Source organism: Leptospira koniambonensis, assembly GCF_004769555.1.
GTDB classification, from domain to species: Bacteria; Spirochaetota; Leptospiria; order Leptospirales; family Leptospiraceae; genus Leptospira_B; species Leptospira_B koniambonensis.
Genome location: NZ_RQFY01000006.1, coordinates 102,701 through 115,809, shown reverse-complemented (window position 1 = coordinate 115,809; position 13,109 = coordinate 102,701). Strand labels below are relative to the sequence as shown.

The following is a 13,109-nucleotide window of genomic DNA, read 5'->3' as shown; positions in this document are numbered from 1 at the left end:
TTAGTTAACTCTCTGCGCCTTGGCGCCTCTGCGTGCCAATAAAACCGCGTCTCTAAAATCTATCTCTCTAATTCCCTATAAAGAACAATATCAGAGCCGCCTTCTAAGAACGCTTCTCCATTGCGGCCAGAAGAATAAAAACGAAACGGTTTTTCTCCAGTTCGGATCTTTTCTTCTTTAAGGATATGACCTTCTTCATCTAAGAAGACTAAGTTTCCTTCCCATTCACCAGCAAACCAAGTTCCAGAATGAAATACAGTTTGGTAAACAGATTGTGCCTTATTTCGGTTCTTTTCGAAGATCACTTTTCCCGATTTAGAATATAAGGTAAGTTTATCAGAGAAACCAGCAAGTACTCCCCCATCATTCGAAACTGCAAGATTCACTTTATAAGGGATCACTCTACCAAGATTCCATTCTTCTGATTCGGATCCGTCTCTATCATATACTCGGATAAAGTCTCTATTGTTTTTTAGAAAATGAACTGCTATCTTTTGTCCATTAGCGGAGATAGAAAGACTTTTTGCAAATACCGGCTCCTTCTCCCCTAACCTCTCCTCAAAAAGTTTTTCTCCCTTTCCATCTAAAAGAAATAATTCCCCGCCAGAAAATAAAACAGCAGTTTCTCCATTAGAAATTCCTTTTGGAGCAAATGAGATATCAGTTAAAAATCTACCGTCAAGTTTTTTGGCGCCTAAAGAATTTCCGTTAATATCAGAAACTAAAACTTGGTTATTATCTCCAGATAAGAAGAGCACAAGATTTCCATCAGGATGGATACGAGGATAACTTTTATAATCTTTGGTCCAAAGAAGTTCTCCTACTTCTGAAAAAAACTCTACAGAACTTCCGATCTTTTTGTAAGCCAAATATCCTTTGGCTCTGAGCGGATATTCTATTCGGATGGAATCGTCTGTCGGAATAGTTTCTCCCCAAGGAATTCTAATATAAGAAGTTTTAGTTTTGTATCCGTTAATGGTTCTCTCTGGATCAAAATCACTACGAGGATCAGGAAAACTTGCAAGCTTAGATTCTTTATTCCAATACCAGGTTTTCTGGACGGTTCTTGCAGACTCGTATGGATTTCCTAAAAAATAATAAAATCCTAAAAAGAATACTAAACTTAGGGCCAAAATCCTATAGATCATACGAGTTTCCTCAATCGATTGTACATTAGATAAAGAGAAGTAGCGGCCACCACTTCTCGGAAAAGCTCTCTCTTGAATGGAAGAAAGAGTTCCTTCACTTCTGTTTTTTCACCCTTGATATGGGTTCCTATAAATACAGTTCCTACTTTTTTTGTAGGAGTTCCACCGCCTGGACCTGCAATACCAGTAATACTGATCGCCAGATCCGTTCCGAGAAGTTTTGCTCCGTTATCTGCCATCTCTATTGCGGTTTCTTCGCTGACTGCTCCGTGAGCTTCCAAGGTCTCTTTTTTAACCCCAACTATATTTTCTTTGATCAGATTCGAATAACTTACCACAGATCCCAAAAAATAATCTGAAGAACCTGCACGGTCCGTAAGTATCTTAGCAGCCAGTCCGCCAGTACAACTTTCTATCGTTCCGATGGTGAGTTTTCTTTCTGAGAGAAGTTTGGGAAATTCTTCGAATAAATCTCCGGTGCAAAGTCCGCGATATTTCTCTTTTGTTTTTTGGATTAGTTCTTGTACTAAATTTTTGTCTTCAGATTGGTAAGTGACTCGGATAAATCCTTTTTTAGCGGCCACTCCCCAAACTGCTTTACCATTCTTTAATGGTTCAATCCCTTCTATAAATTCCTGTTGGAATAAAGACTCACTCATTCCCCAGATAAACAGAAAATCTGAATGTAGTTCACCTGAATGGAATTGTTTTTGGATTAAAGGGACCAATTCCTCTTTGAACATGGTCACCATTTCGGATGGAACACCCGGCATACAGGCTAAGTAAGCACCTGGTTGGAGTTCCGACCAGAACCCGGGAGCAATTCCTACAGAATTATTCAAAACGGTAGAATTAGATGGAATAGAAACCTGTCTTAATGCTGTAGTCAGCGCTTCTTGGAATCCTTTTCCGCGAAGACGATATAATGCTTGGAGCCTGTCATGAGCTTTTTCATTCAGGACGGCTTTCGAAGAAGTGAGTTCACATACCACTTCTAAAGTATAATCATCTTCAGTTGGCCCAAGGCCGCCTGTCATCACAAGAAGGACTGGATTTTCCTTAGAAGCCTCGGAAGCTAAGTTTTTTAGTTCATCGGTGATCAATTTAGGATCATCAGGCAGGACCAGGAACTTTTGAGTAGAATATCCTAATCCGAAAAGTTCGTTTGCAATCCAGGAAGAATTTGTATCTTGGCTTCTTCCTGCTGTCAGTTCTGAACCTGTGGAAATGACTGTGACCCTAGGTGAATTCAATCTTCTTTCTCCAATCTTTCTGGAGCAGAAACTCCAAGTAGAGCCAAACCTTCTGCAAGAACTACGCGAGTAGCTTGGCAAATTCTTGCGAGTCCGAGTCTTGTAGACTCATCCGAATCTTTCAGTCGATTATTCTTTGCTATATAGAATTGAGTGAATGCTCTTGCAAGATTCTGTAAATAATTTGCAATTCTATGAGGTTCTAAAGTCGCAGCAGCATCCAAAACTTCTTCCGGAAAACGAGAGATCCAGAAAAGAAGTCTTTTTCTCTCTTCTGTCATTTCAAGATTTTCTAATGCTTTTGCTTCGGAGTTAGTTCCTACTTCTCTAAAAATAGAGCAAACTCTCGCGTGAGCATATTGCAGATAGAATACTGGATTTTTATCAGACTCATCCTTTGCTAGATCCAGATCAAAATCAAGAGGAGAGTCCAGGGACCTCATTGTGAAGAAGTAGCGTGCAACATCTTTTGCATGTTTTCCCAAATAACCCAGAAGATCTTCCATGGTCTGAAATTCTCCCGCACGTTTACTCATCTTCATCTTCTGGCCAGCCATGAGAAGATTGACTTGTTGAGCAATGATCACTTGGAAATTTTCTTTAGGATAACCTAGTGCCTGGACTGCGCCCGCAAGCCTTGCGATATACCCGTGATGGTCCGGTCCCCAGATATCTATGATCTTCTCATAACCTCTGGAAATTTTATCATTATGGTACGCTATGTCTGCGAGAAGGTATGTAGGACGTCCATCATCACGGACCACTACACGATTTTTGTCGTCTCCATAATCCTCGGATTTAAAGATCTGTTTACCTTCTTCTTCAAATACTTTGCCGGATTTTTTTAGGTTTTCGAGTACACCCAAAACTTTTCCGGATTCGTGAAGTGTGGTCTCAGAGAAAAATCTATCAAAACTTACTCCGAATAGATCCAGATCTTTTTTCTGCCAGATCAAATTGGATTCTACAGTCCAACGGGAACATTTTTCAGCGAGTGCAGAATATTCCTTCTTTTCAAGATGGGCTTTGATCTCTTTTTCAGTATTCGGATTTTCTAATAATTGTTTAGCGATGATATTGAGGTAATCTCCTCTATATCCTTCCGCTGGGATCACATTCTGAGAAAGTATTTCTTGGATGGATCTTCCATCTTCTGCATTCTCTTGGATAGAATAAGATTCTCCCAGAGCCTCTCTGATCCGTACCATAGTGGAAACACCAAGTAAAAATACCTGATTTCCATAATCGTTTACGTAAAATTCCTTATCTACCGAATGACCTACTGCCTTGAGTAAGTTTGCAAATGCTTCTCCAGTAGCCGCAGCTCTTGCAGATACAATATTCAAAGGTCCAGTTGGATTCGCACTTACGAATTCCAAGTTTATTTTTTTAGGATTTTCTAATTTAGGAAATAGTTCTTTTTTCTGAATTGTGTTTTCTAAGAACTGGATCAAAAAGGAAGGGGATATCCTGAAATTCACAAACCCCGGAGGAGTAAAATCCACTTTTTCGAATAGATCAGTCTTGGCTTGTAGATAACTCACAAGAAGTGCAGCCGAATCCAAAGGTTTTTTACCCAGAAGTTTGGAATTTTCTAAAGCGAAAGAAGTGGAATAATCTCCGAAGGATTCTTCTCTGGAATATTCTACTCGGATCCTTAGATCAGAAAAAGAAACGTTAGGCGCTTCTTTTTCACAATAGAGTTTTACTCCTTCCTTTAAAGCTTCTAAAACGAGTTGTTTAAGAGTTTCCGTTTCTTTCATTCTGTCTTTTGTAATGTCCTATTTTTTAGAGGAGTTATCATCCCAATCCGGAAACAATCTTTTGCTTCCGATCAGCTTCCAACTTTTATCCAAGGCCCCAAGAACCAGGTTTTTCTCCCTGAGGATACATTCAAGATATTGGCAATTTCTAGAAGCCTCGGCCATTACAGGACGAGGTGGAATATCTTTCTTCCCCCATCTTTCCTGAAGAATGATCAGAAAAACCAGACCCACAGTATAGATAAGTAAAAATGCAGTTTTAAAAAGTTTATCCAAGATTTTCCCCTAAGGAATCGTACAACATAGGTTCCGATTTAAGTCTTCTGCCAAGAAGTGGTTTTAAGGCCCGGTTACTTAAGCTATCCGCCTCCTTCAGGAGTTCAAGGGAAATCTTTTTATCCTTTAGGTCCCTATATCTCAAAGCCAAACAATCTTGAACGAATAATACAAGACCATACTTGTCCGGTTTAGGATTTCCACAATCCCCACAGACTATCTCAAAATGTGTTTCGTCCAAACTGCAGGATTGGATCTCTGCGAGATTTTTTCCGCAGCTTGCACATTCCATTTCTTTGGATAAGAAGCCACCCACATATAATAATTTTAGTTTGAAAAAAGGTAAGAATACAGGTTTGTAACCGTCTTCATCTAATTCTTTTAAGGCGCCCAGAAGAAGTTTATACTCCATTGGATGAGAACCACCTTCCGTCAAAAAAGAAGAAACAAGTTCCACCAGATAAGAAACTAAAACAGTTCCTGAATATCCTGTCTTTGCTTTATCGAATCTTCTGATTAATCCAATCTCTTTTACGTTAAACGTGTCTCTTCCTTGGGTGAAATAATAATCTAATACAGTGAGAGATCCAGGTTCCACAGCGGCGATAGGTCTTGTTTTACTTTTTTTGATCCCTTTTACTCGGAAACTCCCTACTTCTCCTTCTTCAGGTAGAAGTCGCAAAAATGCATCTCCTTCGGGAAGGATGCGGCTTTCCATTACGATGCCAGTGGTTTTTTTTAAGGCCCCAGGACTAGATCCAGGCATAGATCCTCCTTCTCTTTCATTAGAGCCTCATCTTCTTCTCCTCGTTCATGATCATAACCGATTAAATGTAAAAAACCATGCACGAATAATCTAAAAAATTCATCTTCTTCACTATGACCTATACTCTTAGCTTGGGCTTTGCAAGTATCCCAAGAGATCACGATCTCACCTAAACTTAAGATGGGTCCGAAGTTCTCTTTTTTGTTTGGGGGAAGTTCCCAAGGAGTCAGATCAAAACTTAAAGGAAAGGAAAGAACATCAGTCGCATAATCTTTTCCTCTTCTGACACGATTCAGCTCTTGGATAGATCCATCGTCCGTCAAAACAAGAGAAACATGAGTATTAATAGTAGGAAAAGAGAATTTACTTAAAATTTCCCAGCGAGATTCCAGAGAAGATTCGGACAACCAAGAAGGAAGAGAATCCGGATCGAAATCCGAAGAAAACTCAAACAAGTCAGTGGCTCTTAGGGGCGTGTTTCCCCAAAATATTTTTGTTCTTCTCTTCTAAAGCTTTTGTATCCTCAGGTTTAGGATATTTAGGTCTAGAGTGAAGACTAGAAAGAAGAACTTCCTTGAAGGAATATTTTACAACTTCCAGATCCCCTAATGTGAGTCCACATTCATCCAATTGGTTCTCCGCCAATTTTCCGTTTACGATCTTTGTGATAAGTGCATCTAAGGCTTCTGGAGTTACTTCTTCCAAGGATCTACTCGCAGCTTCTAAACTATCTGCAATCATCACAATCGCAGTTTCTTTTCTCTGTGGTTTAGGACCTGGATATTGGAAATCTGCTTTTTTCAGTTTTTTCTTCTGAGAAGGAGAAAGTTCTGCAAGTGCCTTATGATAGAAAAATGCCATGGTAGAAGTTCCATGATGTTCCGGAATAAAATCGATTACTTCTCTTGGAAGTCTCGCCTTCTTAGCCATTTCTATTCCGTCTAAAACGTGATCGATTACGATCTTAGCAGCCTTTGCAGGATTATTCTTATCGATATTTTCTTTCTTAGGGATCAAGTGCTGGTTCTCTACGAAAAATCCTGCATTTGGGATCTTACCTATATCGTGGAAATATACACCAACCCTAGTCAAAAGCCAATCCAGTTCCAGATTTTGAGCGGCTCTTTCAGACATAGCCGCCACTAAAAAAGTATGGGTATAAGTAGAAGGTGCTTTGGTCAGTAGATCCTGCAGCAATGGATGACCAGTGTCTGCAAGTTCCAGCAATTTAAATCGAGTAGGTATATTGAATACATACTCATAAATAGGCAGAAGTAATTGAGTCAAAGTGGAGCAGACGAATCCATTCACTAAACATAATAAATACAATCTGAATATATTTGATTCCCAAAGGTCTCTAAAATGAGAACCGGATGGAACTGCTACCCAATAATTCCTGGAATCAAACAAATATCCGGAAGAAGAGATCAACATCTGGACCAAAGCCATATAGAATCCGGCTTTGATAAAATCGATCCTCTTTCTCATCTTTCTTCCGTAAGTTGCCGCAACAACGGTCATTACGAAAGCTAAAATGAAAGAAGTAGGATTATATCTGGATGCAGCAAACACAAAGAAGGAAAGGAAAAAACCAATCGCAATTGACAGTTGTTCATCATAGATCATTGACAAGATTAGACAAACCATTCCAGTCGGGATCACAAGTGCGAAGTAAAATACAGAATCGTAACTATTCTCAAAACTAAAAAAAGCCTTGGATGCCAAGTAAGCCCATAACACCAAGGACCAGATCAATGTAAATACGATCACGTTACTGGATACATCATTCAAACGTTTCGGATTATACTTCTTCAAGAACGCATATACAATAATTACAAAAATAGATTGGATTAGAAGTATAGATGTGATAGATGCAATATTCGCCCGAGTCGCATATCTATTTACTATTAATAATTTCTGATAGATATCGGGAGTGATTGTCTCCCCCGCTTTTACTATGGTTTCCCCTGCATTGATCCTGCTACTTACAGGTTCCGTCCTATCCATGACGGCTTGTTTTTGATTTTTGGTTTCTTCCGCATTATAAGTACAAGCTGGATTAGAATACACATAAGTCAGTGCAAGTTTTTGGATAATAGAAAGAAGCTGAGGATCTGTGGCTTGTAACTTCTCCGCAGCCAAACGATTCAAAGTATCGATAGTAGCACTATCTCTATACAAATACATACGAGGAATTACAAATGCACCCTCTACAGAAGAAATCTGCTCTTTATTTCCGCTGGCGCCAGAGTTACGGATCCTTGCTTCAGCTGCACGGATCGCGGAATAATCCACCGGTTGATCCCTTAAAATACAAAAATTAGAAAAAACTAAATTACTATATTGTTGAACAAGATCCCTAACCCTGGATTTTCCAGGAGTTTTAAGTAGGAGTTCTAATTCTTCTTTGGATCTATTCTTCCATCTTGGAACTGCAGTCAGTAATTCTGTGGAAGTTTTCACTTCTCCAGTTGGTTTTGGCTCCCTATACTTCTCCATATCTTCCTGGATAGCAGGGCGAATTATATCTATTAGAACTCTATAATCTCTATCAAAAAAATTCGGAGCAGATTGGAATGACTTAAATTTTTTGGCCTTCGTTTTTTCTTCGTCTTCGTAAACTATATCTTTAGTAGATACAACCTTATCTAAAGCATTCTTGCCTTCTGAATAAGGACCGTCTTGAGATAGATTAATTTTATCCTGACCGAAAAATGGGATGGCAAGCATCCAAGTCACGATGATCAAAGTGATAGCAGTGAGGATGACCTGGAATTTTCTCACGAAAGAAATTGGACGGATCTTGGTCAAGGTATCCGTGATCCAAGCCATTCCTCTTTCTAAAAGTGATCCCAAGGGAAACATTACAATTCCTCGAACTTCCTCACGATGGTCTCAACCAATGGATGTCGGGTGATATCTTCTTTTCCGAAAAACACTTGGCCAATTCCTTCTGTCTGTCTGAACAAGTTTACCACACGATCGAAACCGGATCTACCATGTTCTAAGTCAATTTGGGTCACATCCCCGGAGATACACATCCTGGAATTTCGGCCCAAACGGGTCATAATCATTTTAAGCTGAGCAAGAGTACAGTTTTGGGCCTCGTCCAAAATGATAAAACTTTTGGAAAGAGTCCGACCTCTCATAAATGCAACTGGTGCGATCTCAATTTTAGTAAGTGCGATATATTCTTGGGTTTTTTCAAAACCAATACATTCGTTCAAAGCATCATACACTGGACGAAGATACGGATCCACCTTTTGGTTTAGATCCCCAGGTAAAAATCCAAGATTCTCCCCTGCTTCTACCGCTGGTCTTGTTAAAACGATCTTATCTACGATCCCATTTTGCAAAAATCTGCAGGCCATTGCAACGGATAGGAATGTTTTTCCTGTTCCGGCAGGGCCGATCCCGAAAGTGATCAGATTATTTAAGAAAGATTGAATATACTTTTCCTGGTTTTTAGTCCTGGAATAAAGATGTTTTCCCTTATATGTGGTAAGAATTTTTTCGTTAGGTTTGAAGGGCTCGTCGTCCGACTTACGCTCTTCCTTCTTCTTTTCTTTAGTAGCTTGTTTAAGAAGATAACCGAAATCGAATTGGTCCGTAAAATCCCGATCAGGTCTGTCGCGGTAATTGGTTTCCAATAATCTGAAAAAATCTAAGGCGAATTCTACCTTTGTAGGAATTCCTTCTACCTGGAAACCGTTCCCTCTCGGGATTAGATCGATCTCCAATTGTTTTTCCAAATTTTTGACACCCGTATCGTTGATCCCACAGATCTTACGATACAGGTCTTGGTTTTCGAAAGTAAATTGTTCTTTCCTGATACGATTAAACCTTTATCAACCTAAGCTTCAATTCTTGGAGCTGTTTCTCTTCCACTTCAGACGGACATTCACTCATCAAACAAACACCCTTCTGCGTTTTAGGGAATGCGATCACATCTCGGATGGATTTTCCGCCAGTCAAGAGCATCATGATCCTATCGATACCGAACGCGATCCCTCCATGAGGAGGTGCCCCATATTCCAAGGCCTCCAATAAGAAGCCAAATTTTTCCTTAGCTTCCTCTGGTCCAATCCCCAAAGTGGAGAAGACTCGAGTCTGCACATCTTTGGAATGGATACGAATGGAACCTCCACCGATCTCCACACCATTCAGCACTAGATCATAGGCTTTTGCGAGCGCATTTCCTGCTTCTTTTTGGAGTCTTTCCTCGGAAGAAAAAATTTCCAAACTGGAATCTCCAGGAGAAGTGAACGGATGGTGCAAGGAATCCCAGCGTTTGCTGTCCTTATTCCATTCGAACATCGGAAAGTCCACGATCCAGGAAATATGAAAGCTTCCTTCTGCAGGTTTGTCAAATCTTTCCGAAAGTTTCAGACGAAGTGCACCTAGAGAATGATTTACAATTTCTCTTTCATCCGCTCCGAAAAAGACCATGTCTCCTTCTTTAGAGCCGACTAAACTTGCAATTTTAGAAAGAGCTTCCGGAGTGAATCTTTTTGTAATAGTAGATTCGAGTCCTTCTGCCCCGTGTTTCATGTATGCGAGGCCTTTTGCTTTATAATCTCTGTTCAACCAGGCGGTTAGATCTTCGATCTCTTTTCTGGAAATTACAGAACCGCCAGGAACGCAGACTGCTTTTACGACTCCACCATTTGCGACTGCACCTGCAAATACTTGAAAGTCTGAATCTTTTACGATTTCGGAAACATCTACCAGTTTCATTCCAAAACGAAGGTCCGGTTTATCAGAACCATATTCTTCCATCGCTTGTTTATAAGGCATTCTAGAGAATGGACCTTTAAAATCCAGACTGAAGACGTCTTTCATTATTTTGGAGAATAGACCTTCGATCTCGGAGAGAATTTCTTCTTGGGAAACAAAAGAGAATTCCATATCCAACTGAGTGAACTCAGGCTGTCTGTCCGCTCTTAGATCCTCGTCTCTGAAACATTTTACGATCTGAAAATATCTCTCCATTCCACCCACCATCAGGATCTGTTTGAAGATCTGAGGAGATTGAGGAAGAGCATAGAATGAATTCGGGTTCAGGCGAGAAGGTACCAAAAAATCACGTGCTCCTTCCGGAGTGGACTTATTCAGGATTGGAGTCTCAATCTCTACGAATTTACGAGAATTTAGATAATTACGAATCGCGAATACGAACTCATGACGTTTTATCATTCTGTTCTTAAGTTCGTCCCTTCTAAAATCCAAGTATCTGTATTTCAGGCGGTTTTCTTCGGAAATCTCTTCGAATTCGTCCAGAGAGAATGGAGGAGTTTTTGCAGAATTCAGAATGATGAGTTGGTCTACAACAAGTTCAATCGTCCCAGTTTTCATCTTGGGATTGATACTTTCTGCATCCCGTTTTTTAAGCTTTCCTTGGACTGCGATCACATACTCAGAACGGATCTTTTCCGCAGCAGCAAAGTTTTCTCCCAGGATTTCTTTACGTAATACTACTTGCAGGATCCCTGTCCTATCACGGAGATCCACAAAGATAACTCCGCCTTGGTCTCGGAATCGAAAAGACCAACCGAATAAAGTGAGAGTTTTTCCTTCTTGGGCATCAGTTACTTCACCTGCCCAGGCTCTTGATTTATAACCTTCTAAAATCCAATCTTCCAAAGAAATTCCAGTTCCTTATTTATTAATATAATAACTCGTTCCGAATATTTTTCAGAACAGACACACCGAGCCGTCATTTCGATTAATAAAGACGGTTCCGTAAATTCCGGCCTTGCCGGGACTACACGTTATCAAATCTGGAAAGTTCAGGTCGGAAGGCAAGTGGAAAAGAGCCTGTTGGTCCGGACCTGTTTTTGGCGATGATAATCTCCGCCATTCCTTTCATTCTAGGATCTTCCTCTTCGTCCTTTCCCTTCTCTCCACGATAGATGAATGTAACAATATCCGCGTCCTGCTCGATTGCACCTGACTCTCTTAAGTCGGCAAGTTGAGGTCTTTGGTCCTTGGATCTCTGCTCAATGGAACGGTTCATCTGGGAAAGTGCGATCACAGGGCATCTTGCTTCTTTGGCCATCTGCTTGAGTGCTCTGGAAATCGAGGAAACCTCTTGTTGTCTTCCCCCATCCCTGTTTTTGGGATCGTTCATGAGCTGAAGATAGTCCACGATGATGAGCCCAAGATTTTCGTTGGTAAGAAGTTTACGAACCCTTCCCTTAAAATCGTCCACACTCAGTGCACCAGAGTCATCTATATAAATGGGAGAAGAAGTTACCTTAATGATTGCTTCGATTAGCTTTGGGGCATCTGACTTAGTTACTTCGGAACGTTTTAATTTATTGGATTCCACCTGCGCATAAGAGCATACAAGTTTGAGTAAAAGTTCCATTCTACTCATCTCTAATGAAAAGATCACCACTGGTCTGTTATGGATTAGTGCAACGTTGGATGCAATATTTAGAGCCAAGGTAGTCTTACCGTTACCAGGTCTCGCTGCTAGGACCATCATCTCATATTCTTTTAGACCGGAAGTCATCTCATCGAATTGAGTAAAATTGGTTCTGAGACCCTTGATCTGGCCTCTACTCTCCATAATATCTTTGATATATTCAGAAAGAGCCGCCTTATCCCCAGAAACAGGAAGAAGTCCTTTTACATCCGCAGACCTAGAAACATCTGTAAGACTTTGTTCGATCTGATTGAATACAGATTCGTTTTCGCCCGGCTCTTTCTGGATAAGCTCTAGGGCGTTCATTAATAATTTAGAATATTTTCTTCTTTCGGAAAGACGTTTGATCCTTTCCGCATAATAACCCAGTGGATGGGAAACTACAGAATCCTTATAGAGAGAATAAATATATTCATATTCTCTTTCGGGATCTTTGAGTAGGGAGTTTTCTTTTAAGAAGTTTAGGACTGAAACCGGATCTACTGCGATCCTTTTATCCACAAGGTCCAGAATTGCCTTGTAAATCCTTCTGTTTGTATCTTGGTAAAAATCCTCAGGAACGAGGGGGATATCGATTAGATTATCCGCTCCTTTAAGAAGCAGAAATCCGAGAAAAGATTTCTCGGATTCCAGTTCAAACAAGGAGTCGGCTTGCATTTTTGCTCCGGCTTACGCTTCTGTAGAAACGACTTCCTCTTTCTTCACATGAACTGTGATAGTCGGGAGGATACCTTCTGCAAGACGCACTTTCAATTTATAGGAACCTAGGTTACGGATAGGTTCTGCAAATTCGATTTTACGTTTGTCAATTTCGAATCCTGCAGTTTTTAACAGAGCAGCTACATCAGCTGGAGTTACCGCTCCAAAAAGTTTATCCCCACCTCCGGTTTTAACGGAAATTTCGAATTCTTTTCCGTTCAATCCAGAAGATACAGATTCCATATCTTTCTTACGTTTGTCTTTTTTAAGATCTGCAAGTTTCTTTTGGTGAAGAGCCATTTTGGTCTTACCTTCAGAAGCTCTTACAGCGAGTCTTTGAGGGAAAAGAAAATTACGAGCGAAACCGTCCGCTACTTCCTTAACGTCTCCAGCGTCTCCTAAGTTAGAAACATCTTTTTGTAATATTACTCTCATTAGTTTCTCCTTAGTTTACTTTGAACGGTAGAAGACCGATGCTGCGCGCTTTGCGGATCTCTCTAGCAAGTATTCTTTGATACTTTGCAGAAGTTCCAGTAATTCTTCTTGGAATGATCTTACCACGGTTAGTGATAAATCTTTCTAGAAGTTCGGTATTCTTATAATTAATTTGTTTAGCAAGTTCAGGGTCTGCAGTAAAACGGCAAACTTTCTTCTTATACTTGTTTTGTTTTTTAGGGGGGCGTCCTCCGTCTTGATCTAAAGGCATGCCCTCAGCAGCTACATCCTGCTTTAATTCTTCTTGTGTTTCATTATCTGACATGAATGTTGTCCTCG

12 protein-coding genes are annotated in these 13,109 nt (G+C 40.3%); all 12 read right to left on the bottom strand.

Annotated features, from left to right (window positions below; all coding sequences use genetic code 11):
• Positions 1–59 precede the first annotated feature (59 nt).
• Complete coding sequence (locus tag EHQ52_RS14075) at positions 60–1,148, bottom strand: hypothetical protein (protein ID WP_135615840.1); 1,089 nt, start codon at positions 1,146–1,148, stop codon at positions 60–62.
• The gene (locus tag EHQ52_RS14070; protein WP_135615839.1) at positions 1,145–2,401 is read right to left on the bottom strand and encodes a CinA family nicotinamide mononucleotide deamidase-related protein; all 1,257 of its coding nucleotides are present in this window, start codon (positions 2,399–2,401) and stop codon (positions 1,145–1,147) included. Before EHQ52_RS14070 ends, EHQ52_RS14075 begins: the two co-directional genes overlap by 4 nt.
• Positions 2,398–4,164, bottom strand: a complete 1,767-nt coding sequence (argS, locus tag EHQ52_RS14065) for an arginine--tRNA ligase (protein WP_135615838.1) — start codon at positions 4,162–4,164, stop codon at positions 2,398–2,400. The genes EHQ52_RS14070 and argS overlap by 4 nt, the downstream gene beginning before the upstream one ends.
• A gap of 18 nt (positions 4,165–4,182) precedes the next feature.
• A complete protein-coding gene (locus EHQ52_RS14060; RefSeq protein ID WP_135615837.1) occupies positions 4,183–4,440 on the bottom strand; it encodes a hypothetical protein in 258 nt (85 codons plus the stop codon).
• Positions 4,433–5,206, bottom strand: a complete 774-nt coding sequence (gene recO / locus EHQ52_RS14055) for a DNA repair protein RecO (RefSeq protein ID WP_135615836.1) — start codon at positions 5,204–5,206, stop codon at positions 4,433–4,435. The genes EHQ52_RS14060 and recO overlap by 8 nt, the downstream gene beginning before the upstream one ends.
• Positions 5,179–5,580, bottom strand: coding sequence for an rRNA maturation RNase YbeY (ybeY, locus tag EHQ52_RS14050; protein WP_244244919.1), 402 nt, complete (start codon positions 5,578–5,580; stop codon positions 5,179–5,181). The genes recO and ybeY overlap by 28 nt, the downstream gene beginning before the upstream one ends.
• Positions 5,581–5,662: 82 nt before the next feature.
• On the bottom strand, positions 5,663–8,071 hold the full coding sequence (locus EHQ52_RS14045) for an HD family phosphohydrolase (protein WP_135615834.1): 2,409 nt from the start codon (positions 8,069–8,071) through the stop codon (positions 5,663–5,665).
• Positions 8,071–9,039 carry a PhoH family protein gene (locus EHQ52_RS14040; RefSeq protein ID WP_135615833.1) on the bottom strand — a complete coding sequence of 323 codons (969 nt, stop codon included), beginning with the start codon at positions 9,037–9,039 and terminating at the stop codon, positions 8,071–8,073. The genes EHQ52_RS14045 and EHQ52_RS14040 overlap by 1 nt, the downstream gene beginning before the upstream one ends.
• A gap of 4 nt (positions 9,040–9,043) precedes the next feature.
• On the bottom strand, positions 9,044–10,849 hold the full coding sequence (gene aspS / locus EHQ52_RS14035) for an aspartate--tRNA ligase (protein ID WP_135615832.1): 1,806 nt from the start codon (positions 10,847–10,849) through the stop codon (positions 9,044–9,046).
• 121 nt (positions 10,850–10,970) lie between these two features.
• A complete protein-coding gene (dnaB, locus tag EHQ52_RS14030; RefSeq protein WP_135615831.1) occupies positions 10,971–12,293 on the bottom strand; it encodes a replicative DNA helicase in 1,323 nt (440 codons plus the stop codon).
• 12 nt (positions 12,294–12,305) lie between these two features.
• Positions 12,306–12,770, bottom strand: a complete 465-nt coding sequence (gene rplI, locus EHQ52_RS14025) for a 50S ribosomal protein L9 (RefSeq protein ID WP_135615830.1) — start codon at positions 12,768–12,770, stop codon at positions 12,306–12,308.
• A 10-nt stretch (positions 12,771–12,780) separates the two neighbouring features.
• Positions 12,781–13,095, bottom strand: coding sequence for a 30S ribosomal protein S18 (gene rpsR / locus EHQ52_RS14020; RefSeq protein ID WP_135615829.1), 315 nt, complete (start codon positions 13,093–13,095; stop codon positions 12,781–12,783).
• Positions 13,096–13,109: the final 14 nt, after the last annotated feature.

Bases quoted from the DNA above. Each gene is read 5' to 3' on its own strand.
- argS (WP_135615838.1), bottom strand. From the start codon at position 4,164: ATGAAAGAAACGGAAACTCTTAAACAACTCGTTTTAGAAGCTTTAAAG.
- dnaB (WP_135615831.1), bottom strand. From the start codon at position 12,293: ATGCAAGCCGACTCCTTGTTTGAACTGGAATCCGAGAAATCTTTTCTC.
- recO (WP_135615836.1), bottom strand. From the start codon at position 5,206: ATGCCTGGATCTAGTCCTGGGGCCTTAAAAAAAACCACTGGCATCGTA.
- EHQ52_RS14075 (WP_135615840.1), bottom strand. From the start codon at position 1,148: ATGATCTATAGGATTTTGGCCCTAAGTTTAGTATTCTTTTTAGGATTT.
- EHQ52_RS14045 (WP_135615834.1), bottom strand. From the start codon at position 8,071: ATGTTTCCCTTGGGATCACTTTTAGAAAGAGGAATGGCTTGGATCACG.
- rplI (WP_135615830.1), bottom strand. From the start codon at position 12,770: ATGAGAGTAATATTACAAAAAGATGTTTCTAACTTAGGAGACGCTGGA.
- rpsR (WP_135615829.1), bottom strand. From the start codon at position 13,095: ATGTCAGATAATGAAACACAAGAAGAATTAAAGCAGGATGTAGCTGCT.